Source organism: Mobiluncus holmesii ATCC 35242, from assembly GCF_000185445.1.
GTDB classification, from domain to species: Bacteria; Actinomycetota; Actinomycetes; order Actinomycetales; family Actinomycetaceae; genus Mobiluncus; species Mobiluncus curtisii.
In genome coordinates, this window is sequence record NZ_GL622346.1 from 1,687,745 (window position 1) to 1,713,504 (window position 25,760).

Annotated in this window: 20 protein-coding genes; 11 read left to right on the top strand and 9 right to left on the bottom strand. The window is 57.7% G+C overall.

Annotation, left to right across the window (positions count from 1 at the left end):
- Window positions 1-154 precede the first annotated feature (154 nt).
- The 4 genes from HMPREF0576_RS07260 to HMPREF0576_RS07275 all read left to right on the top strand — a co-directional run bounded on the left by HMPREF0576_RS07260 (window position 155) and on the right by HMPREF0576_RS07275 (window position 5,129).
- Window positions 155-898, top strand: a complete 744-nt coding sequence (locus tag HMPREF0576_RS07260; protein ID WP_004011320.1) for an IspD/TarI family cytidylyltransferase — start codon at window positions 155-157, stop codon at window positions 896-898.
- Between the two features lie 418 nt (window positions 899-1,316).
- On the top strand, window positions 1,317-2,891 hold the full coding sequence (locus HMPREF0576_RS07265) for an MFS transporter (RefSeq protein WP_004011321.1): 1,575 nt from the start codon (window positions 1,317-1,319) through the stop codon (window positions 2,889-2,891).
- Window positions 2,888-3,610 (top strand): hypothetical protein, encoded by a 723-nt coding sequence (locus HMPREF0576_RS07270; protein ID WP_004011322.1) that lies wholly within the window; start codon window positions 2,888-2,890, stop codon window positions 3,608-3,610. The genes HMPREF0576_RS07265 and HMPREF0576_RS07270 overlap by 4 nt, the downstream gene beginning before the upstream one ends.
- A 142-nt stretch (window positions 3,611-3,752) precedes the next feature.
- On the top strand, window positions 3,753-5,129 hold the full coding sequence (locus tag HMPREF0576_RS07275) for an MFS transporter (RefSeq protein WP_004011323.1): 1,377 nt from the start codon (window positions 3,753-3,755) through the stop codon (window positions 5,127-5,129).
- Window positions 5,130-5,177: 48 nt separating this feature from the next.
- Here HMPREF0576_RS07275 and HMPREF0576_RS07280 read toward each other — a convergent pair whose 3' ends face one another.
- Window positions 5,178-5,660 (bottom strand): ArsR/SmtB family transcription factor, encoded by a 483-nt coding sequence (locus HMPREF0576_RS07280; protein WP_004008777.1) that lies wholly within the window; start codon window positions 5,658-5,660, stop codon window positions 5,178-5,180.
- Window positions 5,661-5,855: 195 nt separating this feature from the next.
- Between HMPREF0576_RS07280 and HMPREF0576_RS07285 the strand changes: the two genes are divergently transcribed.
- From HMPREF0576_RS07285 to HMPREF0576_RS07300, 4 genes are all read left to right on the top strand, one after another.
- Window positions 5,856-7,496, top strand: coding sequence for an ABC transporter substrate-binding protein (locus tag HMPREF0576_RS07285; protein WP_004011325.1), 1,641 nt, complete (start codon window positions 5,856-5,858; stop codon window positions 7,494-7,496).
- On the top strand, window positions 7,484-8,497 hold the full coding sequence (locus HMPREF0576_RS07290; RefSeq protein ID WP_004007687.1) for an ABC transporter permease: 1,014 nt from the start codon (window positions 7,484-7,486) through the stop codon (window positions 8,495-8,497). Before HMPREF0576_RS07285 ends, HMPREF0576_RS07290 begins: the two co-directional genes overlap by 13 nt.
- Window positions 8,487-11,072, top strand: a complete 2,586-nt coding sequence (locus tag HMPREF0576_RS07295) for an ABC transporter ATP-binding protein/permease (RefSeq protein WP_004011327.1) — start codon at window positions 8,487-8,489, stop codon at window positions 11,070-11,072. Before HMPREF0576_RS07290 ends, HMPREF0576_RS07295 begins: the two co-directional genes overlap by 11 nt.
- A 125-nt stretch (window positions 11,073-11,197) precedes the next feature.
- Window positions 11,198-11,668 carry a peroxiredoxin gene (locus tag HMPREF0576_RS07300; protein ID WP_004011328.1) on the top strand — a complete coding sequence of 157 codons (471 nt, stop codon included), beginning with the start codon at window positions 11,198-11,200 and terminating at the stop codon, window positions 11,666-11,668.
- Between the two features lie 113 nt (window positions 11,669-11,781).
- Here the strand turns inward: HMPREF0576_RS07300 and topA are convergent, their stop codons facing one another.
- On the bottom strand, window positions 11,782-14,523 hold the full coding sequence (gene topA / locus HMPREF0576_RS07305; RefSeq protein WP_004011329.1) for a type I DNA topoisomerase: 2,742 nt from the start codon (window positions 14,521-14,523) through the stop codon (window positions 11,782-11,784).
- Between the two features lie 420 nt (window positions 14,524-14,943).
- Here topA and HMPREF0576_RS07310 point away from each other — a divergent pair, with 420 nt between their 5' ends.
- A complete protein-coding gene (locus tag HMPREF0576_RS07310) occupies window positions 14,944-16,701 on the top strand; it encodes a CAP domain-containing protein (protein ID WP_004011330.1) in 1,758 nt (585 codons plus the stop codon).
- A gap of 129 nt (window positions 16,702-16,830) precedes the next feature.
- On the opposite strand, the gene HMPREF0576_RS07315 is transcribed toward HMPREF0576_RS07310, so the two are convergent.
- The 5 genes from HMPREF0576_RS07315 to uppS all read right to left on the bottom strand — a co-directional run bounded on the left by HMPREF0576_RS07315 (window position 16,831) and on the right by uppS (window position 22,932).
- Window positions 16,831-18,672, bottom strand: coding sequence for a phosphoenolpyruvate carboxykinase (GTP) (locus tag HMPREF0576_RS07315; protein WP_004007693.1), 1,842 nt, complete (start codon window positions 18,670-18,672; stop codon window positions 16,831-16,833).
- Between the two features lie 249 nt (window positions 18,673-18,921).
- A complete protein-coding gene (locus HMPREF0576_RS07320; RefSeq protein WP_036324357.1) occupies window positions 18,922-20,208 on the bottom strand; it encodes an adenylosuccinate synthase in 1,287 nt (428 codons plus the stop codon).
- 116 nt (window positions 20,209-20,324) lie between these two features.
- Entirely contained in the window at window positions 20,325-20,498 is a 174-nt protein-coding gene (locus HMPREF0576_RS07325) for a hypothetical protein (RefSeq protein ID WP_004007695.1), read from the bottom strand.
- 150 nt (window positions 20,499-20,648) lie between these two features.
- A complete protein-coding gene (gene phoH2, locus HMPREF0576_RS07330; RefSeq protein WP_004011333.1) occupies window positions 20,649-22,058 on the bottom strand; it encodes an RNA 5'-3' helicase PhoH2 in 1,410 nt (469 codons plus the stop codon).
- A gap of 97 nt (window positions 22,059-22,155) precedes the next feature.
- Window positions 22,156-22,932 (bottom strand): polyprenyl diphosphate synthase, encoded by a 777-nt coding sequence (gene uppS / locus HMPREF0576_RS07335; protein ID WP_004011335.1) that lies wholly within the window; start codon window positions 22,930-22,932, stop codon window positions 22,156-22,158.
- A 109-nt stretch (window positions 22,933-23,041) separates the two neighbouring features.
- Here uppS and trhA point away from each other — a divergent pair, with 109 nt between their 5' ends.
- Both trhA and greA read left to right on the top strand, forming a co-directional pair.
- A complete protein-coding gene (gene trhA, locus HMPREF0576_RS07340) occupies window positions 23,042-23,734 on the top strand; it encodes a PAQR family membrane homeostasis protein TrhA (protein WP_004008765.1) in 693 nt (230 codons plus the stop codon).
- 194 nt (window positions 23,735-23,928) lie between these two features.
- Window positions 23,929-24,414 carry a transcription elongation factor GreA gene (gene greA, locus HMPREF0576_RS07345; protein WP_004007699.1) on the top strand — a complete coding sequence of 162 codons (486 nt, stop codon included), beginning with the start codon at window positions 23,929-23,931 and terminating at the stop codon, window positions 24,412-24,414.
- Here the strand turns inward: greA and HMPREF0576_RS07350 are convergent.
- The gene (locus HMPREF0576_RS07350) at window positions 24,405-25,502 is read right to left on the bottom strand and encodes an acyltransferase family protein (protein WP_004011336.1); all 1,098 of its coding nucleotides are present in this window, start codon (window positions 25,500-25,502) and stop codon (window positions 24,405-24,407) included. The two genes, greA and HMPREF0576_RS07350, sit on opposite strands and share 10 nt — an antisense overlap.
- A complete protein-coding gene (locus tag HMPREF0576_RS07355) occupies window positions 25,499-25,759 on the bottom strand; it encodes an exodeoxyribonuclease VII small subunit (RefSeq protein ID WP_004011337.1) in 261 nt (86 codons plus the stop codon). Before HMPREF0576_RS07355 ends, HMPREF0576_RS07350 begins: the two co-directional genes overlap by 4 nt.
- Window position 25,760: the final 1 nt, after the last annotated feature.

Here is a 25,760-nt window from a genome sequence, read left to right on the forward strand (position 1 = left end):
TCCACGCGCACCCCGAAATCCACCAACGAACAGCCCTTATTTCTCAAAAACCGAGGATAAAGCCTATTTACACGGCTCGAAGTGCCAGATATGGCACAGCGCAGAGAATTAATCGAACGCCAAAACTAGGGGAAAATTTTGGGGGTAAATTGGCATGGTGAGACTTTTTGTGGTGCTGACAGCGGCGGGGTCGGGCACTCGACTCGGCTGCGGCATGCCCAAAGCACTGGTTCCGGTAGCGGGTCGCCCGCTGCTGGAATGGGCTTTAAAAGGTCTGCCCAGCTGTGATTTTGTGGTTGTCAACGCCCCGTCGGCACAGCTCGACCGTTTTCAATCGGTGGTTTCCGGTTTCGACTTCCCCACTTTGGTCACCCCCGGCGGTTCTTCACGACAAGGTTCCGTCGCAGCAGCCCTGCGCGCACTGATAAATGCGGTGGGCCCAGCACGAGACGATGACTTGGTCCTGGTTCACGACGCAGCCCGCCCTTTCACACCCTCCGCCGTGTTTGACCGCGTGGTGGCAGCTTTGCGAGACGGCCACCGAGCCGTGGTTCCTGCCCTGGCAGTCACCGACACAATCAAGGTCGTAGCTCCGCGGACCCGTCCCGACGAGCCTGTCGAGATCGTCACTACCACCCCAAACCGCGCGACTTTGCGCGCAGTCCAAACACCACAAGGCTTTTACCTGCATGAGTTGGCTGCGCTACACGAGCGGTTTGCCGAGCGGGCGATTGCGGAGTCCACCGCGTTTTCCGACGATGCGGCGCTGTATGAAGCCGCGAATCAACCTGTCGTGACCGTAGTTGGCGATTACGCCGCCTACAAAATCACCACCCCCGCCGATTTGACCCTCGCCGAATTCCAGCACTCCCCGCACCGCAGACGTCCCCACTCCTAAGCAACGAACACCCTGGATAACACGAGAAACTTAACCAATCCCGGAGATAAAACCGGTAGGTTAACAGTAAAGTCGGCAAAGGGGAAAGACATGCTAAAACCAGGCGGACCCAACCAAAAACCAACTTGGTGTATGGGGGCGCGATGGCAGCGCGAAGCGCACGAGCCATCGCGGGCCGGGCGCGAAGGCGTCAAAAAACGGTCCGGGGGACCGTTTTAGCCGCAGCTCCACAAACAGAATTCAACCAGCACACAGGAGAAAACAATGCCAAAACCAGGCGGATTCATCCAAAAGTTAACTTGGTGCATGGGGGCGCGATGGCAGCGCAAAGCGCACGAGCCATCGCGAGACAAGCGCGAAGACGTCAAAAAACGGTCCAGGGGACCGTTTTAGTCGAAGCTCTTTGAAAGGGAAAACAATGGTAAAAGAAGGCGGATTCATCCAAAAACTTACGTGGTGTATGTGGGACGCCGGCGGCGCCTCCGTCAACGCGGTCGCTACGACTTTCGTGTTCACGGTGTACCTGACCGGGGCCGCTTTCGGCAACCAAACCGCCTCTTCCCAGGCTGTCTCAACCGGCATGACCATCGCGGGGATTATCGTGGCGTTGACCGCCCCCATCACCGGACAGCGCGCGGATCGGCGCGGCAAAGGAACATTCTGGCTGGGGGTCTTTTCGGTAATCATCATCGTTTGCCTAGCAGCGATGTTCTTTGTTGCTCCGCACCCGAACTTCCTGTGGCTGGGCGTGGGTCTGCTGGCGTTGATGACGATGTTTTTCGAGTTCGCCACCGTGAACTATTACGCCATGCTGACCCGGATTTCCAACGCCGACAACATCGGAAAAATCAGCGGTATCGGCTGGGCGAGCGGGTATTTCGGCGGGATTGTCCTGTTGATGTTCCTGAACTTCGGGTTCATCTCGGAAAATAATTTCACCGGCTTGGATACCTCGAACGGCATGGGGGTGCGGGTCGCGATGCTGGTCGCCGCCGCATGGTCGCTGATTTTCTTTGTGCCGGTGCTGTTCACCGTACGCGGGCGAGTCGTGCCGGGCAGCGAAAACCTGCCGCACGAGTCCATTTTCACCTCCTATAAAAAGCTGTTCCAAACCATCGCCTGGTTGTTTCGCAATGCTCCAAATGTGCTGTATTTCTTGATTGCCTCCGCGATTTTCCGCGACGGGCTGTCCGGCGTCTTTACGTTCGGTGGCATCATCGCCGCGGTGACCTTCGGTTTCTCTCCGGGGGAAGTCATTATTTTCGCGGTCGTCGCCAACGTCGCGGCGGGCATCGCCACGACGTTGATGGGTTTCTTTGACGACAAAATCGGACCCAAAAAAGTCATGATTTTCTCTCTAATCATGCTGGTAGCCTGCTGTTTAGGGGTTTTCGCCCTGCACGCCCAAGGCAAAATCATCATGTGGACTATCGGGCTGTTCATGACGCTATGGGTCGGCCCGGCCCAGTCGGCGTCCCGTTCTTTCTTGGCGCGACGCATTCCCGAGGGCCACGAGGGCGAGGTGTTCGGGCTCTACCAGACAACGGGGCGTTCGGTGACGTGGCTGGCTCCCCTGATGTTTACCCTGTTCATCAGCTTGGGTCAGCAGTTTACCCCGTTTATCCCGCCCGCTTTGCTGTCCGTGACTACGGGTCCGGGTGGTCCGATGATGGCGATTCATGCGCAGGCTCAGTACTGGGGCATCCTCGGCATTGGCTTGGTGCTGTTGCTGGGGTTGTTGATGTTGCTGCCGGTGCGCGAGGACCACACCGTCCTCAAGCGGGCGCCTCAGGAAACGCCGGAGGGTTCCGTCCCTGCTGCGATTTCGGGCGACTCCACAAGTCTGGAGGGGGACGTTTCCGTGACGGTTTCGCCCTCCGGGCTCGGCCAGCCGGTCGAACTCCCGGCGGAAACGCCGACGGAGGACTCTTCACCCGGGACTCCCCCGCCCAGCACGCCAGACCCCACACAAACCTCCGGAGGTGCCCAATGAAACGCCAGCTTATTTCGATGATTGCCACGGTCGGCCTGGTGACGTTGAGCTTGACTGGCTGTGCCTCAGATCAAAGCGAAGTAGACGCGAAACCGGCGCCCGGTTCTCCGGACATAGGCGCGACCGCCGCCATTTTTGCCGACCTGAAACTGGCGGGTCACTCGCTCACGCCGTTTAACGAGGACGAATCCACCCAGTTGCGGCAACAGGTCGACCTGGCGGGGAACCTGGTGCGCGAACTGAAAAATCCCAGCGGACTGAAGTTTGCGCCGGCTGGTTCCGGCTGCCAAGCCATGATGCGCAATTCTTTCAATCTTCCGCTGCTGCATTGGTCCTCTCTGGCTGCCCCGGCGCCTGATGGGCAGGCGGCAGCTCAAGTGTTCCTGGCTCCCTCCGAGCAGGACGCGCAATCGATGATTGATGACCTCAACACCATGGTCAGGGACTGCGAGGAAGTGACCGTGAGCGCCCCGACCGGCACTGTAAAGATGACTATCAAAGCGAACGACCCTGCCGTGTCTTGCCCCGGCGGATACCGTCAAACCGTGACAAGCAACCAGGTCAGCCAGACTTTGGACGTGTGCTACGTCCCGCAGGGTAACGCAGTTTTGGCACTGTCCCTGGTGGATTCCACGGATACCGCTCAGGGCATGGAGCAGGATTTCCAGGATTTTTCATCGCGTTTTTATGCGCGACTGGCTCCGCTGTACACCGAGTAGTCACGGGGCGCCCTTGCACGAGTCCCGCTGCCCCCGCCTTTTTGCACACTACCCAGTCCCTGCGAGCCGTATCTGTGGCGTTGCCCGATGAGCGCAGTTGCGCGATGTCAGCGGGCATTCCGCCGGGGAATATACTGGCAATATGTCGTCAGTTCGCAAATCTAAGGCTCCTGGTCCTCGCCAGCCTGACAGTATCCTGGCTTCTCCCGATCCTGCCATGATTGATGCCGCCCGCACCGAGCCGGGCGGCATTCCCATTCCGGTTGAGGATTTGCCCCTGACTGCGCTGCGCCCCGCCGCCCAAGCGGCTTTCACCGGCTACACCAGTCACGACCCGGAATACCGCCGCATCAAGTTTGCCCTGTTCGTAGCGGGTTTCGTGACGTTCGCGCAGATTTATGAGGTGCAGGTGCTGCTGCCGGATATCTCGAAATTTTTCTCGATTTCCCCGGTCACAGCGTCGCTGGCACTGTCGTTGACGACTCTGGCGCTGGCGATTTCGATGTTCTTTATCGGGCCGTCCTCGGAGCGTCTGGGGCGCCGCCCGATTATTTTGATTTCCCTGTTCGTGGCTTCCCTCCTAGGTATCGTCTTGGGTTTTACCCCGAACTGGGGCTTTTTGATGGTGGGGCGTTTTGTGCAAGGCATGGCTTTGGCAGGTTTGCCCGCGGTAGCGACGGCTTATCTGGCTGAGGAAATCTGTCCGGCTGAGCTGCCCAAGGCAGCCGGTTCTTACGTGGCCGGCACCGCGATTGGCGGCATGTTAGGCAGGATTCTCTCCGGGTTTCTGTCTCACCTGGTGGGATGGGATATGACCATCACTGTCCTGGGGTGCATCGGCGTGGCCGGCACGCTGCTGGTGTGGCTGTTTTTACCTCAGCAGGAGGGGTTCTCTAAAGCCGAGCCGGGGTTAAAGACTCTGCTGCAACACACTAAGGATGTCTTGACCGAACCTGGTTTGGTGCTGCTGTTTGTCATTGCTGGCACCGCGCTGGGCGCTTATCAAAGCATTCTGAACATGATGCCTTACCGTTTGACCGGCGCGCCTTACTTCCTGGCGACCTGGATTGTTTCCCTGATTTTCCTGGTCAATCTGTTTGGTTCGGTCGCGGCCTCTACAGCAGGGAGCCTGGCTTCGCGTTTTGGCAGGCGGGCAGTAGTTCCGCTCGCCGGCATCATCTATTTGGTGGGAATTCTGATGATGTTAGCCAGACCGTTGTGGGCGATTTTTGCGGGTCTGGTGGTGTTTACCATTGGGTTCTTTGGGGTTCATTCCGTCGCGACCGGCTGGGTCACGGCTCGGGCAGTGTCCGGGGTCGGGGCCACCGGTCAGGCTTCGTCAGCCTACTCGATTGTTTACTATGCCGGCGGCTCGATTTTCGGCACGTTGGCAGGTTTTGGCTGGACTGCCTTGGGTTGGCCGGGAGTGGTGGCAATTTCTGGATCCCTGGCAGTGGTGGTCATCGTCTTGGCGTTAATTCTGCGCCACATCAAGCCGCTGTCTGCTTCCGGTTACTGAGCCAAGTTCCGCATTCCCGCAGCGTTTCTGGGGTTTCTCACCATAAAGCTACACGTGGATGTGCCCAATAAAATGCAGCATCTGATGTGCAGCCGTGTCCTTCAAGGTGTACCGCATCAACCGCCCGTCACGATCGGCGCTAACCCAACCTTCGTCACGCAAGACCCGCAGCGCTTGTGAAGCTGCCGTCTGAGTAATCCCCGCCGCGTTAGCTAAATCCTGCACGCAAGAACCGGGATAAATATGCATATAGGACAGCAGTTTCAGTCGGGTTAGGTCGGCGAGCAATTCGAAGCGAGGTGCCCAGGTGGTCGCAATCTCATCGATGTCTACCGGCTGCATGGGGGAGTGCGCCGGTCGACCGTGGCGGGTCTGGTTTTCGTCGTGAGTTGCATAGGATGCATGAGGTTTTTCGGTTTCGTGGGGCGTCAGTTCCGTCTCTGTAGCGCACCGACATCCCGCACCAGTTCCGTGAGGATGCGCCAAGATTTCATGCAGGGCACGTATCTCGGCAGCGGGCAGCTTGCTCATGACTGTTTCCTTCCTTGCATTTTTTCAATTGTGACATTATCGACCTGATTTTGGCGCGTTATCTCTGGATTTCCTTGCTACCGAGAGAATTGCCGCAATACTGACCGCATGGTAATATCTTTGCGAACTGACATATGTCTATGTGGACATGATTAACCCTGCATGAAAGCAATACGTTACACACAAGGAGCAGCTATGTCTCACCCCTGCCACCCTGGCAAATTCAACTTAAAGACCCTTGCTGTCAGCGGCGCTGCCGTAGCGCTAGCTTTGAGCCTCAGCGCTTGTCAAGGAGGTACCTCCCCGAAAGGCTCCGCTGGCACCGGCAAATCAGCAGCCGCCGATGAAATCACCCTGGCGGACGCTTTTGAACTGGGAGGATACAACCCCACCAACGGCTATGCCGAACTCGGTGTCTCCCCCATGTATGAAGGTCTGCTGGGGCTGGAAAGCAAAGACCCACATAAACTACCGGAGCTACGTCCGGTCCTGGCGACTGCGATGCCGACCTCTAACGCAGATAAAACCGAGTGGACCGTGGAAGTCCGCGACGGAGTGAAATTCTCGGACGGCAGCGATTTTGATGCGCAAGACGTGGTGGCAAATTACAAAGAAGTGATGAATCCCGACACGGCTTCGGAAATCGGAGCCTCTTACGAGATGGTGGACCAGATTAACGCGGACGGAAACAAGGTCACTTTCAAGCTCAAGTACCCCTACCCTGATTTTCCCTCTCGACTGCTGCTGGGACTGGCACCTGGTGAATACATGAAAGGTGGACTGGCGAGTGAATCTCCGCTAAACACCAAACCCGTAGGGACCGGACCATATGTCCTGAAAACGCTCGACAGCCAGAAAGCCGTGTGGGTAGCCAACCCCAATTATTGGGGCAAGGCACCGCAAGTTAAGCAGCTGACCACTGTTTATGTTCCCGACGATGCCGCTCGCGTGGCACGAATTCGCACCAAAGAATTCGACGGTTCGATCATTCCTCCCGCTTTGGCAAACAGCCTGAAAAACCTCCCCGGTTACCAGGTGGTACATGCGGATTCCGCTGACTGGCGCGGAATTAGCTTCCCCGGCAGCAACGCATTTTGCGCCGACCTACAGGCCCGGATTGCCATGAATGAAGCCGTGAACCGCCAGGAAATCATCAAAAAAGTACTGTTTGGGGCGGGTAAACCGGCTTCCACCCCGGTTTCTGCAGTTTACGAGGCTTACGACCCGGAAGCACAGTTTAAGTTCGACCTGGAGGGCGCCAAGAAGCGTCTGGACGCTGCCGGCTGGAAACCCGGCGCGGACGGGATTCGCGAAAAAGACGGTCAGCGTGCGGCTTTCACCCTGGCTTACAGCTCCAATGACACCGTGCGCCGTGACCTATCGGTGGCTTTCGCAGCCGCCATGAAGCCACTGGGCGTAGACGTGAAACTGGAAGGAACGACTTGGGATGCGCTGGATGGACGCCTGGACAAAGTCGGTATCTTGCTGGGTGGTGGCGACAAGCCGTACTCCATCGACACCCAGGTGTACTCGATTCTGCACACCCGCGAAGCAAATACCTCGCAGTACGATAACCCCGGCAACTACGGCTCGCCGGAAATGGATAAAATCCTGGAACAGGCACGCAAATCCGGGGATGAATCCGAACGCGTGAAGCTCTACCAGCAAGCCCAAAAGCAGTATTTGGAAGCCCCGAACCACGTGTTCCTGGCATTCTTGCAGCACACTTATGTCACCCGTGATGCCGGTTGGAAGACCGGGAATCTGACGGTAGAGCCACACTCTCACGGCGTGAATTGGGGTCCGTGGTGGAACCTGGGGCAATGGGAGAAGTAAGCACCGGAATAACTCTGCGCCTGGCGCGTCGCCACGAGCGACGCCGCCAGGTGTGGATTTTGGTACGCAACCGCCTGTTGGCGTTGCCGGTGCTGCTGGTGGCGATTTCAGTAGGTGTTTTCCTGCTCGCCGCCGTATCGCCCTTGAACCCGCTGGTGGCGTACTTGGGGGACCGCTATCAGTTCCTCAGCGCCACCCAACGGGAATCCATCGCGAAGGCGCTTAATTTGGATCAATCCTGGCACGGAGCCTGGTTGGCTTGGGCTAGTGATCTGATTCATGGCAATTTGGGTTTTTCCCGCACCTATAATCAACCCGTCGTGCAAGTCTTGGCAGAACGCTGCGAAGCCACCCTGGTGCTATCGGGGGTGGGTCTGGTCCTGGCTTTCGTGCTGAGTATCGTCTTGGGGATACTCGGGCTGCGGTGGAACTGGCTGGGACGCGTATTCCAAGCTCTCATGCTGTTTATCCAAGCCATCCCCCCCTTTGTGTTGGCTTTGGGTGCAGTGTTATTCCTGGCTTTAGGAACCGGATGGTTCCCCGCCGGGGGGCGCACGGGTCCAGATGCCACCTCATCCTGGGAGTTGTCGTATCTAATCTTGCCTGCCAGCGTGTTGGCGTTAACCCAAATGCCGTGGATGCTGTTGACCTTGTGGGAACGTGCCCAAGAGAATCTCCATTCCGACTGGTGGAAAGCCGGGATTCAACGCGGGATTCCGCAAAGCACTTTAATCCGCCGTTCGGTCCTGCCGCTGTCCCTGGCTCCCACTATCACCATGGTGGGAATGCGCCTGCCGGAACTGATTGTCGGAGCAGTGCTGGTCGAGGAAGTCTTTTCTTGGGGTGGGCTGGCGGCAGCGCTGGTAGCTTCCGCTAAAGGACTGGATTTACCGCTGCTAACTTTTCTGACTTTGGCATCGGCGGCACTGGTAATTATCGGCAATCTGGTCGCTGATGTTTTGTATCTCTATTTCGATCCACGGGTGCGCTATGAATCTTAAGTTGACCTTCCTCGTTTCACTGCGACGCGCGTTTAGCCCCAGCCGTCTATCTTTCTGCGCCTTGGCGTTGATGCTGCTCTATGCGGCAATCTTGCCGTTTTTTGCCGGCACGGATTTGCACGAGGCGGATTTGTCACAAGCACGGTTGGCGCCCAGTGCCGCACATTGGTTTGGCACTGACTTGGCAGGGCATGATTTGTTGGTGCGCGTGGCTTTGGGGCTGCGGGTCAGCATTTTCGTGGCAGCAGTCTGTGCTGTAGTCTCCACGGTCATTGGGGTACTGATTGGTGCCGTGGCAGCGTCCTGGGGCGGAAAAGTCGACTCGTTGCTGATGCGCTTTACCGACACGATTAATGCACTGCCCCAGCTGCTGCTGGGCATTGCGATTGTAGCGTTTTACCCCGGTTCTCTCGTGGCTATTATCGCTTCGATTGCCTTGGTGCATTGGTCGCCGGTCGCGCGTATTGTGCGTTCCATTGCCCTCTCCACACGTGAATTGGAGTATGTCGAAGCTGCGTATCTGGCAGGCGCGAGCCACTGGCAGGTGGCGCGTAAACACCTGCTGCCTTCGGTGTTCGGTCAGATGAAAGTTAGTGTCGTACTGCTGTTCCCCCACGCGATTTGGCACGAGTCTACCCTGTCTTTCCTGGGTCTGGGGATTTCTCCCGACCAGCCTTCGCTGGGAACCCTGCTAGAGGTGGCGCGCACGGAAATCCTGATTGGCTGCTGGTGGGAACTGGTGTTTCCAGCAGGTGCATTAGTACTGTTGACCCTGCTCATTTTCGGGTGGGCTTCAGGTTTGGGCAAGGCTTCGCGCGGTGCAGCCAGAGAAACAGATTCCGCAGAGTCCGACACTTTGGTAGGGGATTTGAGTGTTCCTGCCAGCGACGTTCCCCCGTGTGTGCATGAGGCTCCAGCCGGGGAACCAGACGAAAATACCGCCCCACCCGCCTTGGAATTTCAGGATTTGAGCGTTACGGTTCCGCGTTCTGGCTGGATTTCTGACCAGCGTCAGAAGTCCCTGACCGGCAGCACCGCCGCAAAGCCAGCATCGACAGCCAATTCCCCCACGGAACGCGACCTGGTTTTGGAAGACCACGTAAACCTGCAGGTTAAACCCGGCGAACTGCATGTACTGCTGGGACAATCCGGGGCAGGGAAATCGATTCTGGCAAAAACTGCCACCGGAATGCTGCCCGGAAAGATGCAGGTCAGCGGGCAAGTCAGCGTTGGCGGGAGAAAACTTTATGGCAAAAACTGTCCCTGGCAGACGATTCGGGGGCATCTCATCGCGGTGGCGTCTCAATCCAGCGCCACAGCTTTCGCACCGAACCGTACCGTTGGCGACCAGCTGGAAGAATCCGTCAAGCTACTCAGGCGCCGGGACCGGGCGGAATTGCTTTCCGTGGCGACCCCCGAGCCCGCGACTGTAACGGATTTGTGCGAAATGACGGGATTTCCTACGGATTCCCTGGCGGCTTATCCGCACGAGTTGTCCGGCGGCATGTTGACCCGTGCTAACTTGGCTCTGGCTTTGGCAGGGAACCCCGCAGTGTTGATTGCCGATGAGGTCACCGCTGGATTGGACGAAACTCGGCGCGACCAGATTTGGCAGCTGTTGCGAAAGTTAGCAGACCGGGGTCTGGCAGTGTTGTCCATCACCCACGATTTGGCGTTGTTGCTGGATTTGCCCCTGGCAGATCAGGTGACAGTGCTGGGTCACGGTCAGGTGTTGGAGCAAGGCACCGCAACGCAGGTGCTCGATACGCCGCGACATCCTTACACGCGGGAGCTACTAGCGGCTTTGCCGCGCAACATGGCACGAAACAGGACCGATACATCCGCGCCGCACCCCGCTTCTGGCCACGAGAACCAACCTCGACCGGCATCCGAAGTGACCCACGAAACCGTGTTGGAGGTACGCGACCTGACCGTCGGATACCATGGCGTTCCGGTGGTCACAGCCTTTAACCTGAGCCTGCACCGCGGCGAAACCGTGGGATGGTTCGGAGACTCGGGTTGCGGCAAAACCACCACCGCCAGGGCAATTGCCGGGCGCCTCACTCCTCTGACAGGTCGAATTCGCTGGTGCGGCTCCGGGGAAACGACCACTCCACAGGGCAAAAGCCCCGCCCCTAAACAGCACCCACACGCGGCGGTACAACCTGGAGTGGCGATGCTGTTCCAGTCACCTCGACGCTCCGTGAATCCGCGGTGGACGCTGGGGCAAATCATCGAGGAACCGTTAGTTTACGCGGATGTGCCGCCAGACGTGCGCCGCAAACAAGCCGCGGAAATCTGCGAGGAACTGGGGATTCCCTCTGAGTTCAGGCGGCGCTTCCCGGCGGAAGTTTCAGAGGGTCAACTGCAGCGCGTTGCCTTGGCCAGATGTCTATTGACCAATCCCACGGTGCTGATTTGTGACGAGGCCACTGCCATGCTGGACACTTTCAGTACCGCCAGCCTGGTGCGGGCGATTCAGCGACGCTCGGCACGGGGACTTGCGGTTATCGCCATCAGCCACGACCGGGAACTGCTGGATTACTGGGCTGATTACAGCCTGGAACTGGGCTAATCCGCAACCTGCGACGAGATAATTTACCGGGTTTACCCCCGCCCCGGTAGCGGAACAAACTCAGTCAATTCCAGGTGTCCCGCACCGCCCTGCCAGTTCACCCCGTCCGCCTATAGGATAGAGGCATGGAACAGAAACTGAGCGTGGGCGATGCGGCCCCTGACTTTACGATCGAAACCACCGAAGGTGCCTTCCACCTGGTCGAGGCTCTCCAGTCTGCAAAAGCCGGGGTGGTGGTGTACTTTTACCCCCGTGCGATGACGCCGGGCTGCACCACGGAGGCTTGTGACTTTCGCGATTCCCTGAACTCCCTGAAATCCGCGGGATACACGGTCATCGGCATCAGCCCGGATGAAATCCCCGCCCTGGAAAAGTTCCGTGACAAACAGACCCTGAACTTTGCCTTGGGCTCCGACCCGGAGCATAAAGTCCTATCGGACTATGGTGTGTGGCAGGTGAAACCCCTGACGAAAAAACTCGGAGTGGTGCGCTCCACGTTCGTGGTCGACCCGGACGGCACGTTAGCCTCCGCGAAATATAACGTGCGCGCCACCGGGCACGTCGCCCGCCTGCGCAAAGAACTCGGGTTGGACTGACTCGCCGTCCCGCGGCTTGACCGCGGGGTTCCCGCCGGCTTCACCACCACGCTTGGCGCGGGGGTTCCCTGCAGGGCGGTTCCACCAACGGGACGAACCCGGCAGGCTTTCGCCTACTTTTTCGCGGTTTTGGCAGTAGTTTTTTTGGCGGTTTTCTTTGCTGTAGTCTTGCGAGCCGGCGCTTTGCGTTTCTTAGTCGGTCCCTTAGCGCGTTTAATCGCCAAGAGTTCAAACGCTGCGCTTTCGGTCAGCGTCGCGGGGTCGGTGCCGCGCGGCACGGTGGCATTCGTGGTTCCATCCGTCACATAAGGTCCGTAGCGACCGTTCTTGAGGGTGACTTTCTGACCCGTTTCGGGGTCCTCACCAAACTCCATCATCACGGTTTGTGACGTCGCCGCCCGTCCGCGAGTTTTCGGAGCCGCCAGCAACGCCAACGCTTGCTCGGTCGTCAGCGTGAACAGCTGTTCCTCGCTTTCCAACGAGCGCGTGTCGGTGCCGCGTTTGATGTAAGGACCATACCGCCCGTTCGACGCCACGATGTCCACGCCTTCGCTGTCCTGCCCGACCGTGCGCGGCAAGCTCAACAGTTGCAGGGCATCTTCCAGCGTAAGCGTATCCAGGGACTGTGTTTTCAAAAGGGAGGAAGTCCGGTTTTTGGTTTTCTTTTTCGCAGTCTTTTTGGGCTTAGTTTCACCATCGGTTTCAGCTTGTGGTTCGGGCTGCAGCTCTTCCACATAAGGCCCGAACCTGCCGTTCTTGGCGACAATTTCCAACCCAGTTTCGGGGTGTACCCCCAACACTCGATCACCCTGGGCGCCTTTTTCCAACAGTTCCTTAGCGACCTGCAGGGTCAGCTCATCGGGAGCCACCGTGTCGGGGACCGAAGCGCGTTCCTCACCACGCTGCAGGTAAGGTCCGTAACGCCCCACGCGCAGGGCAATACCTTCACCAAGCTCCACCGTGTTCAGGGCGGCGGCGTCAATGTCTCCCAGTTCTGCCACCGCGCGCTGCAACCCTAATCCTTGCAGGTCGGAGCCTTTACCTCGCCCATACCAAAAATTCTTCAACCACTGGGTGCGGTCGGCTTTCCCAGCCGCGATTTTATCCAAATCGGCTTCCATATCGGCAGTGAAGTCGTAATCAATCAGTCCGGGCAGGTTTTCTTCCAGCAGTTTCACCACCGAAAACGCCAGCCACGACGGCACCAAGGCTTGCCCGCGGCGATACACATACTGTCGGTCCACAATGGTAGAAATCGTGGAGGCATAGGTCGAGGGTCGCCCTATCTCGCGTTCTTCCATCGCTTTGACCAGCGACGCGTCCGTGTAGCGGGCAGGCGGGGTCGTGAAATGCTGGCGGTCCTCGCCAGAGTCCAAGTGATCGAGTTGCAGCCGGTCCGCGGCTTGCATCCGCGGCAACCGTGCCTCCCCGGTCTTGCCCCCGCCGGGAGTCGCCGCCGGTTCATCACCCTCATCCCGACCTTCTTCGTAAGCGGAGAGGAAACCAGGATTTTCAATCACTGTTCCCGAGGCTCCGAACTCGGCACGCACCGAGCCGTCCGCAGGGACCGCCGCGATTTTTACTGACACCGTGGTACCGGTGGCGTCGTTCATCTGGCAAGCCAGGGTGCGCCGGAAGATGAGGTTGTACAGTTTCCACTCGCGCGGATCGAGTTTACCTTCCAAGCTGGAGGGCAGTTGGAACTTTTCTCCGGCGGGACGGATAGCTTCGTGAGCCTCCTGCGCTCCCTTCGTTTTCGTTTCGTAGACGCGGGGTTTATCCGGGACCGCATCATTGCCGAAACGGCTCACCGCCAGGGACCGTGCGGCGGAAATGGCCTGTTCAGACAGGTTTACCGAGTCGGTACGCATATAGGTGATATACCCGTTTTCATACAGGGACTGCGCCACACGCATAGTATCGCGCGAGTTCAAGCGGAGCTTCCGGGAGGCTTCCTGTTGCAGGGAGGACGTGGTGAAGGGCGCGGGGGGACGACGGCGGTAGGGCTTGGAATCGATATCATCGACCGACCAGGTTGCGCTCCCACTGAGTGCATCAGCCAACGATTGCGCTGCCGTACCGTCCAAGGCAAACACCCCGGACTTTTGCGCCGCGGACTTGAGCTCTCCGTGCTCATCAAAGTCCTTGCCGGTGGCGATGCGTTTGCCATCCACCTCACGCAGGGTAGCGGAAAACTCGGTGCCGCCCGCCGCGGGGGTCAGCCACGCCACTAAATCCCAGTATTCAGCGGACTTAAACTGCATCCTGTCGCGTTCCCGGTCGACAATCATGCGAGTCGCCACCGACTGCACCCGTCCTGCCGACAAGCCGGTGCGAATCTTGCGCCACAAGAGGGGAGAAACTTCATAGCCAACCAAGCGGTCCAGGATGCGGCGAGTTTCTTGGGCGTTCACCAGGTCGGTGTCCAGCTCGCGGGGGTTGTCGAGGGCGCGGTTGATAGCGTCTTTGGTAATCTCGTGAAACACCATGCGTTTCACGGGGACTTTCGGTTTGAGCACCTCCAGCAGGTGCCAGGCAATAGCCTCCCCTTCGCGGTCCTCATCAGTGGCGAGCAGGAGTTCGTCGGCATCTTTCAGCCGGGCTTTTAACTCGCTGACTTTCTTTTTCTTATCCCCGTCAATCACATAGTACGGCTCAAAGTCGTGATCCAAGTCAACCGCAAACTTCGCGTAGCCAGTCTTTTTCAACGTGGCGGGAAGGTCCGAGGGTTGCGCGAGGTCGCGAATGTGACCCACCGATGCCTCGACGTCAAAGTCTTCGCCGAGGAACTTCCCAATGGTCCGGGCTTTCGCCGGAGACTCGACAATCACGAGTTTTTGGTTTGCTTCAGCCACTAAGTCTTACTCCTTTTAAATGCGCAAAAAATGAGTTTTCTCTCTGAAACATACCTCGAATTCCCCGATTCCGTAAAATTCAAGGATTTCCTGCCGACTTCGTCACCATCTAATTTGTTAGGACTAAGCTCTCGAATTGCCTGTGATTTATCTCACAGCAAAAACACTCCTGTCAGGTTCATCCGATTTGCATGGTCCCTACTGGCAACGAAAACCAACGGTAAACGGCGCGCCCAGCGGCAAATCCCCCGCCACGCCCTTTTGCCGACACCGCCTAAAATATGTCAAGATATTGTTTTTTCATTTATGACTTATTGGCGGCCGATACGATTAAAGGGGGCAGGTGTGCCCAAATCACCAGTTTCCATTTCTGTGTAAGGGGACTGGAGTGTTGTCATTTGTGAGGGGAGGGACTGAGCGATGCGCCGTGCGTTAGACACTAAACTAACGCCACTTCTGGCGTTCATCTCGATAGTCTGCATCCTCGTAGCGTGCCTGCTAGAGGCACCTCCGCTCCCGAACAGCGAGAGATTGGGCGCCGCAAAAGTACCCGGTCATGTCCACTCCGCCGAACTGCACCAGCCAGCCCCACCGGATGACAACTTTATTGACACGACTTCAAAATCCGAAGTTCGCCGTGCTTACCTGGCACATTACGAAAAAAACATGATTCGTCCCGCCATGAGTGTCGGGGTGGACCTGGAAAACTGTAATCCCGGTCAAGCCGTCACGGACGGAATTCGCCCGGTCCTGGATGCGTGGAATTTCATGCGCGGGCTCAACGGTCTAAATGCGGTGGCGCTGGACACCTCCGGGGCGATTGCCCCCTACACTCAAGCCGCGGCCATGGTTAGTGCCCGCAACGGCAAACTGTCCCACTACCCGGCGGTTGAGGGATTCGCTTGTGCTACCGAAGATGCGGTGCGGGGTGCCCGGCACTCCAACCTCGCTCAATCTATCTCGCAAACCTCCGCGGAGACAGCCCTGTGGTACTACATGGATTATTCCAATCAATCCAACCCCATCAATGACCAGCTGGGACACCGTCTGTTTATGATGGACCCGCAATTGTCCCTGACTTCCATCGGCGCCACCGCGGGCTATACCGCCATCTCGGTGCGGACCGGCGAACCATATCCGGGACTGCCCGCCGAAGCCATGCACAATCCCCAAGCACCCACTCCGGAATGGATGAGCTGGCCCTCGGCAGGATTTTTCCCCAAACAACTGTTGACCTCAGTCGGGGAAACCAACTCCGGAATGGACGTGGAACGTTGGAGCTTCTCGGTGCTAAACGCAGACCTTTCCACTGCCAAAGCTACCATTATCGACCCGAACGGAAACCCGATACCTCTAACCACCATTCACCCTGGTGAACGAGGGGTAACGTACTCGCCCCGCGCAATCGCAGACTATTCCACCCTGCTGATGAAGTTCCCCACCATCGAGAAAAAGCCGGTAGGTCAGGAAAATCTGGTGTACAAGGTGAAGATTGAGGGGGTTAAGAACGCCCCGCGGAGCACTTACGAGTACCAAGTAGCGCTGTTCGATCCGTTGACCCCTCTGGAAAAGACTCCTCCCCATCTGCAGCTAATGGAACAGCCTCTCACCGGTGTGGGGTACAAACTGGTCAACCCCATCAGTATGCAAGTCTCCGCTTGGCCGGTGCCGAAATATCAGTGGCAGGAACGGGATCACGGCGGAGTCTGGACAGACATTCCCGGAGCTAACCAGGAAACCTTCACTCCTGATGGCATCTGGTCCTGGGAGCGATCCAAGAACACCGAGTACCGTCTGGTTGCGATTTCTTCAGAAGGGACCGCTACTTCTGAACCGGTACGGGTGGCGGTCCAGGGGTTAAAGAACATGCCTTCGAGCGCAAAAGTCCCGGTGGGGTCGCGTGTCTCTTTCGAAGCTTCGCCGATTATGGATCCCGATGGCTCCCTGTTCGACACGACCTATGAGTGGCAGGTGAAACGCGCCGGAATCTGGCAGCGGATTTTCGACGACGGGCATTTTGAGAACACCACCACGAATCGACTGTCCATCAGCCGGGTCACACTGGCAGACCAAGGTCTGCAATTCCGTCTGGTGGTCCGGTCCAAGATTTTCAAACTATCCGGCTATGACGTGGTAGTTTCCTGGTCAGACGGCAACGCCAAGCTGACGGTCTACTAAGCTCACGTCTGCGCTGTGCCCGGTTCGAGGTTTAGGCTTTCTGGCAAACTATTGGCATACAAAGGCGGGCAGCCACCGAATGGTGACTGCCCGCCAAAATATTAATGGGTCAGTGCCTTTGCACACTAACTACTTGGCAGCGTGCAGGCGCTCACGCAAGGCTTCCAGCTCAGCCTTTAGCTGCGCCGGGAGCTTGTCGCCGAACTTCGCGAAGTAAGCCTCGGTATCCTTGGTTTCCTCCAACAGAGCCTCGGGGTCAATTGCGAACAACTTGTCCCAGGTGGCGCGATCCAGGTCAATCCCCTCGGTGTTGAAGTCCTCGAACTTCGGGTACTTGCCGGTCGGACCGTCAATGGCGTCAACCTGACCGGAAACACGCTTTACAATCCAGTCCAGGACGCGGGAGTTATCACCATATCCGGGCCACAGGAAGTTGCCGTCCTCGTCCTTGCGGAACCAGTTGACCTGGTAGACGCGCGGGAACTTGTCGCCCAGCTTCTCTTGCATCTCCAGCCAGTGACCCCAGTAGTCGGCCATGTTGTAACCGCAGAACGGCAGCATCGCAAAGGGGTCGTGACGCAAGGAACCAGCCTTGACGTCGGTGGCAGCGGCAGTGACCTCAGAGGACACATTGGAACCGATGAACACGCCGTGAGCCGGGGTGTACTGTTCAGCAACCAGCGGAATGTTGGTGGCGCGGCGACCGCCAAAGAGCACCGCGTCAATCGGCACACCTTCGGGAGCTTCCCAGTCGGGGCAGATAATCGGGCACTGCTTGGCTGGGGCGGTGAAACGGCTGTTCGGGTGAGCAGCCTTTTCACCGGAGGCCGGAGTCCAATCCTGCCCCTTCCAGTCAATCAGGTGTTCCGGAGCCTCGGTGTCGCAACCTTCCCACCACACGTCACCGTCATCGGTCAGAGCCACGTTGGTAAAGATAGTGTTTTCTTTCATGGCTTCCATCGCCATCGGGTTGGTCTTGTGGGAGGTTCCCGGAGCCACACCAAAGAAGCCCGCCTCGGGGTTGATGGCACGCAGGGTACCGTCGGGACCGGGACGCATCCAGGCGATGTCATCGCCAATAGTCTCGACCTTGTAGCCCTTGATGGTGGGCTGCAACATGGCGAGGTTCGTCTTGCCACAAGCCGACGGGAACGCTGCCGTCACGTGGTAACGATTGCCAGTCTTTTCGTCCGTCAGGCGCAAAATCAGCATGTGCTCTGCCATCCAGCCGTCGCGACGCGCCATAGTGGAGGCGATACGCAGCGCGAAGCACTTCTTGCCCAGCAGAGCGTTCCCGCCGTAACCCGAGCCGTAGGACCAAATCTCGTTGGTTTCGGGGAAGTGCGTGATGTACTTCGTTTCGTTGCACGGCCAGTTCGTGTCCTTCTGACCCGGTTCGAGTGGGGCGCCCACCGAGTGAACTGCCGGAACCCACGGCTTGCCCGAGTTAATCAAGTCCATCGCCTTAGCACCCATGCGCGTCATGATGCGCATGTTCAACACCACGTAGGCAGAGTCGGTCAGCTCGATGCCCAGCTGGGAAATCGGACCGCCCAACGGACCCATCGAGAACGGCACCACGTACATGGTGCGTCCTTTCATCGTGCCCTGGAACACGCCGTTTTCCCCAATCAGGGTTTCCTTCATTTCCTTGGGGTCAGCCCAATGGTTCGTAGGACCAGCGTCTTCTTCCTTTTCGCAGCAGATGAAGGTGCGGGATTCCACACGCGCCACGTCGGACGGCAACGAACGCGCCAAGAACGAGTTCGGGCGCTTCTCCGGGTTCAAACGGGTAAAGATTCCGGCATCAACCAGCAGTTGCGAGAGACGATCCCATTCCTCTTGGGAACCATCACAGAACTCAATAGATTCCGGAGTAGTCATTGCCGCAACCTTAACAACCCAATCAACTACCTCTTCAGGAGCATTTGCGGGAGCAGCAGCGCGGACATCGGATTCAGTAACAGCCATAAAGGGCCTCCTCCATAGAATGTTTCTCTTACACGCTAATTATCGCGCATTTTCGAACATTGTGCAGGGAGTTAAGTCCCACTCCGAGGTGAATTTGTGCAACTTTTTCACGGTCAAAAGGTCGGTGCAACCGTTCCTCCGGATGGTACGGGTTACCGGTGGTGAACCACCGGTCCGACAGTACCGTACGGAAGAACCTCCCACCCGCGCTTTTGCGCAGGCAAGACCCTAGCAAAAACCGTAACGGTGTCAGACGAGGCTGTGTCGCACGATAGCGTCTTCACGAGACGCGCCCGTCCCGATGACGGAGATGCGGCAGCCGACCTTTTCCTCCAGGTAAGTGACGTAATCTTGCGCCGCCTGAGGAAGTTTCCGGAAGTCGGTGATGCCACTAATGTCCTCGCCTTTCCAGCCAGGGACTTCTTCGTAAATGGGGCGAGAAGCGGCGAAATCGACCGAATAATCAGGCATCTGGTCGGTGCGTCCACGCGGCGTTTCGTAGCCCACGCAGACCGGAATGGTTTCAAACTCCGACAAAATGTCCAATTTCGTCATCACCAAGTCGGTCAGACCGTTGACCCGCACGGCGTATCGCGCCACTACGGCGTCAAACCAGCCGGTCCGGCGCGGACGTCCCGTAGTCGCTCCGTATTCACCGCCGAGTTTCCGCAGTTTTTCACCAGTATCGTCGGTCAGCTCCGTCGGGAAAGGTCCCTCCCCCACGCGAGTCGTGTAGGCTTTCATGACTCCGACCACGCGGTCGATGCGGGTCGGTCCGATGCCGGTCCCGGTGCAGGCACCACCCGCGGTGCAGTTCGACGAGGTAACGTAAGGATAGGTGCCGTGGTCGATGTCCAGCATGGTCGCCTGACCGCCCTCAAACAGCACCACCCGATTTTCGTCCAGCGCGTTATTCAGCACCAGGGAAGTATTTGCCACCATCGGGCGCAGCCGCTCCGAGTAGGACAGCAGTTCCTGGGTAACTTCAACGGGGTCAATCGGTTCGGCATGGGACCAGCCCTGGGAGAGACTCTTCACAAGGTCGGACATGACGGTGACTTTTTCGCCCAAGATTTCGGGGTCAAACAGGTCTTGGACTTGAATCCCGATCCGGTACATTTTTTCAGCATAGGTCGGACCAATTCCGCGGCCGGTAGTACCGATTTTGCGAGTGCCCCGGAACTTTTCCGAAGAATGGTCTATGGCGATGGCGAAAGGCGTAATCACGTGGGCACGGCTAGAGATGAGCAACCGGTCACAGGGGACACCCCGCTTCTCTAAGTCATCGATTTCCTGGAACAAAACTTTCGGGTCGATGACGGTGCCGTTGCCGATAACCGGGGTCACCCGCGGAGACAGAATGCCGGTGGGCAGCAGGTGTAGCGCAAACTTTTCCCCATTAACCACCACAGTGTGACCAGCATTGTTGCCACCGTTGTATTTGACCGAAAAGTCCACGTCTTTGGCCAGCTGATCAGTTGCTTTTCCTTTACCTTCGTCGCCCCACTGGGCTCCCAGAACTACTATCGCAGGCATTGTTCTTTCGTCGTCCTTTGAAAATCGGAATCGCGCCATACGCGCAGGCTCAGTCTAGCAAAATCATCGGAACTTTTATCCCCTCCGGCTCTGACCAGGGGAGAATGACCGGGCGCTCAAGGACGAGAAGACGCCTCCAGCTCAGCCCATTCCGAGGGAGTCAACCGAAATACGCCCTTTTCCTCCGCCAAGCGCTTGGAAGCGAGCGCGGCAGCGATGGCTGAGCGCATCAGCAATGATTGTGCCTCCGGAGGAAACGGGAGATTTTGCGGGTTTTCGTCATCACGCACGGGTATCAAACTAGCATTCAGTGGCAAAATGCTGCGGTATCAACACCCGAAACCGCCAAAAATCAACAGGAATTGTCACCTTCGAGCGTGCTCAAATCCGCGTCACACAATAGCGTGGCGCATCGGGGACAGACTTGGGGGCGCAGTGGCTTAGTAATCGAGCAGACTGGTGACCAAATCCGCGATGGCGCTGCGTTCCGAACGCATCAGGGTGGTGTGCGCGAACAGGGGCGAACCTTTCAAATCTTCGATAACTGCCGCGATACCGTCATAGCGTCCTACCCGCAGATTATCGCGCTGTGAAACATCATGAGTCAGCACAATTTTAGCGTTCTGACCCATCCGCGAGAGCACAGTCAGCAACACGTTGCGTTCCAGCGACTGCGCTTCGTCCACAATCACGAATGCGTCGTGCAAGGAACGACCGCGAATGTGGGTCAGCGGCAGCACTTCCAACAGCCCACGCGCCACCACTTCGTCAACGACTTCGGGAGCCACAATCGAGGACAGGGTGTCGAACACGGCTTGTGCCCACGGATCCATCTTTTCCTCGCCACTACCGGGCAAGAACCCCAGGCTCTGACCCCCGACCGCGTAAATGGGGCGGAACACGATAATCTTGCGGTGCTCGTGACGCTCCACCACCGCATCCAGCCCCGCCGCTAAAGCCAGCGCTGACTTGCCGGTTCCCGCCCGTCCCCCCAGGGACACAATGCCGATTTCGGGGTTAACCAGGTGATCCATTGCGATACGTTGCTCCGCGGAGCGACCCTTCACGCCAAACAGTTCCCGATCCGTGCGCACCAGGTGTACCTGGTGGTCATTCCAGATGGTTGCCAAGGCAGAACCGCGCGGGGAACTCAAAATAATTCCGGTATGGATGGGCTGTTCCTCCAGCGTGAGGATTTCAGATTCAACGACTTCGACACTGCTATCGGGTTCGCACCCCAGGCACTCCGAATCGTTGCTGGCGGCGAGGTCGTCAGCTTCGTCCCCTGGTTCGTCAGTCAACACAATCGTGTCGAATTCCACCGCGCCGTCTTGATACAGCCGCGACATGTCCTGTTCGCTCATCTCGCCACGAACGACCCCGCGATAGGTGTCTGCCCGCGACAGCGAGTTACGGTACACATCCGTGTCCAACCCGAGAGAAGACGCTTTCACCCGCATTGGCAGGTCTTTAGACACGACCGTCACATCCGCCCCAGCTTTTGCCAGGTTGGCGGCGACTGCCAAAATCTTCGTGTCATTGTCGCCCAAGCGCATCCCGGAGGGGAGCACCGAGTCGTCGAGAGAGTTCAGCTCGACCCGCACGGTCCCCCCTTGTGAACCGACCGGAATCGACCGATCCAGCCGACCGTTCGCAATCCGCAAATCGTCCAGCAAGTGCAGCGCTTTGCGGGCAAAATATCCCAGCTCCGGATCGTGACGCTTTTTCTCTAACTCGGTGATGACCACCACCGGCAGCACCACCTGATGTTCAGCAAACTTGAGCAGCGCCTTTGGATCGGACAACAACACGGACGTATCAAGCACATAGGTGCGCGCGGGGGTAGCCATATCTCGACTTTATCAATAGCACGCGGTTCTCGTGTGCAAAAGCAACGGATTTCTGCACTTCCTCCTGTGCAGTTGGTCGGGCGGGAGGTAGCGCGACTCACTTACCCAAGCGACGTTCCCGATTTCCGTAGTCGCGCAGGGCACGCAGGAAGTCGACCTTGCGGAAGCTCGGCCAGTACGTTTCACAGAAATAAAACTCTGAATTCGCGCTTTGCCACAGCAAAAATCCGCTGAGTCGCTGCTCCCCCGAAGTACGAATCACCAGGTCAGGATCGGGTTGCCCCTTGGTGTACAGGTGTGCCTCGATATCCTCCAGTCGGAGTTGGTCCGTTACCTCCGCCAAGGTTTCGCCTTTCTGTGCGGCTTCGGTGAGGTATTCCCGCACGGCATTCACGATTTCCTGGCGTCCCCCATAGGCAACGGCGATATTGACCACCAGTGCCTGTTCTGGTCCGGTGCCGTCAGCCGCGCGCAAGATATCTGCCAGGTCGGAATCCAACAGAGACGTGTCGCCCAGCACCCGCAAATGGTATCGACCCGAGGCTTGCAGACCTTGCACGGTCCGACCGATAACATCTTGCAAGGGCTGCAGCTCCGCGGCTTTCCGCCCCAGGTTGTCTATCGAAAGCATCCACAAGGTGACGACTTTCACGGGCCATTCCTCGCACCACTGCAACACTTCGGTAATTTTCAAAGCCCCGCGCTGGTGTCCGCGGGTCGCCGGAGCGCCTTCCGCTTTCGCCCAGCGCCGGTTTCCGTCCAGGATAATGCCGATATGCTGCGGCACCCCTGCCGGGTCAATCTCATGAGTCAAACGTCTGGCGTAAATCTGGTAAAGGATTCCGGGCTTTGACTTTTTTACGGAGCTGCTCACATAATCAGTTTAAAACATAAAACACTTAACTTGCCCGTCCTGGAGCGCCGCGGATGGGGTGAGGTGTGCGGGGGGGATTGTTATGGGTAAAAAATCTGGAAGGACGCTAATGCCGCGTCTGGTTAATCCTCGCACCGGACGGCCCTACACTTTTCAACGCTGGGACTGGAAAGCGATGCGCCGCAAACCAGCTATGCGCGGCTGGATTCACACTGTCGCCACCCCGCTGTCCATGACGGCTTCTATCGTGTTGCTGGTTTTGGCGCCGTTATCTCTAAAGTTCGCCTGCGTCGTCTATATGCTAGCTTCCTTGGTGCTGTTCTCGATGAGCGCGGTGTACCACATGGGTTCGTGGCCCAAAACGGTGGACGCGATTTTGCGCCGCTTCGATCACGCCAACATTTTCCTGTTGATTGCCGGCACCTACACACCTATCTCGTTCGGTCTGCTGGCAGGACGCGACAGAGTCATTTTGCTGTCAGTAGTGTGGGTAGGGGCGATTTTGGGGATTACCACCTCCCTGATTTGGCCTCACGCCCCGCGCTGGGTGACCACGATTCTTTACGTTGTTTTGGGCTGGGTCGCGTTGATGTATTTCCCCGAGCTCTATGCGGCTTCTCTGCCGGCGTTTTGGCTGTTGGTGGCAGGAGGTTTGGCGTACACCGTCGGAGCAGTGATTTACGCTACCAAGCTGCCGAACCCCAGTCCCAATATTTTCGGTTTTCACGAGTTTTTCCACGCCTGGACAGTCGCGGCTTGGGCGTGCCACTGCGTCGCGGCGTATTTCGCGATACTCGGTTAGGGTTTCACAAGGTCGGTGGTTCGGGTTTCCTCACAGCAGCGGACTTTTGCCGGGTTGATTCGTTTTTTCTAGCGTTTTACTTGATTTTATTATCTGGTAGAGTGATGAGCGCTTGCGTTGCGGCTGATTTCTAAACTAGCTTGCTTTCTTGCCTGACGCAGGCGCTAATCTTTTAATCTTTCAAGGAGACGATTATGGCTGAAGAAGCGAAGAAAAACTGGATGACCCAGGCGTCTTTTGACCGTCTACAAGCGGAACTCGACGAACGCACGGGTCCGATTCGCTCTGAAATCACCAAGAAAATTGACGCGGCCCGCCGCGAAGGTGACCTGAAAGAAAACGGTGGCTATCACGCGGCTCGTGACGAACAATCTCAAAACGAAACCCGCATCCTGGAGCTGCAGGAAATCTTGAAATACGCCGAGGTAGGCGAAGCCGCCACGGATGGCACCATCGGACCGGGTAGCGTGGTAGAGGCAAAAGTCGGACCGAAAAAGATGACTTTCCTGCTGGGGTCACGCGATGCCGCCAAGGGAATGGACATTCAAGTGTTTTCCCCCGACGCCCCCCTCGGGGTGGCGTTGGCTGGTCATCGGACCGGCGACACCGTGGAATACGTGGCGCCGACAGGCAAGAAAATCAAGGTTGAGGTGCTCGACACGCATCCCTATCAGGGCTGAGATTTTCCTTTCTTTTCCGCGCGTTTGGTGCCAGAAACCGCCCAGGATTTAGACCAGGTGGCAAGTTTGGCGTCAAGTGGCGCGGTGAGACGCGCCATCAGCCATGCCAAGCCAACCGTCGCCGCGAAGCACGCCAGGGCGTAAACGTAGGGGGCGGCATCAGCCATGCCGAGTTCCTGCAGCGTCAGCATCGGCAAACGCTGCAGCACGTAAACCCAGAACAGGTGTTTACCAAACCAGTACAGCACCGGGTTACCCAGGTGTACGTACAGTGTGAGTTGTACGATTATCAGGCAGAACAGCATAGCTTCAAGCTCAAACACCAGGAAACTCACGTGGTCGAGCTTAACGGCGAGGACAAAGAGCGCCGCCGTGATGAGTAACGCGCTGACGTACCCCCAGGTGCAGCGGTAGACGCGCTCGAAGTGTTCGCGAGCCAGGCAGTAACACATGCCCAACAGATAGCAGCACAGCGTGTTGTAGGTGTAGGTGGCGTTTCCTTTGAAATGCCACATGAACACGGTAAATACTCCCACCAGCACACAGTCCAGCAGGAAAGCCTGCCACGGACGGTTTCGGAAAATGCTAAACGCCAGCCAAGTCAGGGCATAGAGCACCAGAATCGCAAAGATGTACCAGCTGGAAGAACCGATGGACTTCCAGCCAAGGAACGCCCAGGCGGTCTGTGCCGGGGTGAACGGGCGGGACAGCGACAGGTTCATGATGATGAACAAGACCTGGGCAACAGCGAAGTTCACCCAGGTCACTGCTACGCGCTTCAGCGGCATGGTGTGGACATAGCCGGGTTTGTGTGCCAGTGAATGCGCCACTCCGAAACCGGAATAGAACAGGAACAGCGCTACCATCAGCTGACCGAGTCCGGTCGCGACGTGGTGCATCACCCCGTCCCACGCCGGGTTATAGGGCATGTAGGAACGGATGTGAGCATAGAACACTATCAGGATAAAGACACCGTTAATGCGGGTGGTGTGATCGTGGTCCAGGTATCCCTCGAAATTGTCAGCGCGCCGATGCAGCCTGGCGCCCCACAGCACCAGAACGATAATGAAGAGCAGAAACAGGTTCATTGTGCTTGACGTTCGGCGAGTCGCGCTGTGGCAGAGTCGAGGATAGCCTGGCAGCGCGACGCTAGCGCTTCTCCGCGATCCCACAGTTTCAGAGTGTCTTCCAAGGGCGCTTCGGCGTTTTCCAGGGCCTGCACGGTTTCGATGAGTTCGGCGCGCGCCGCCTCATAGCTCATCTCCGTGACATCCTCGTTTCCTGATACTCCCGTTCCCGCTTCATCAGCTGGGTTTGCGGTTTGTTGAGGATTACTTTCGCTCATG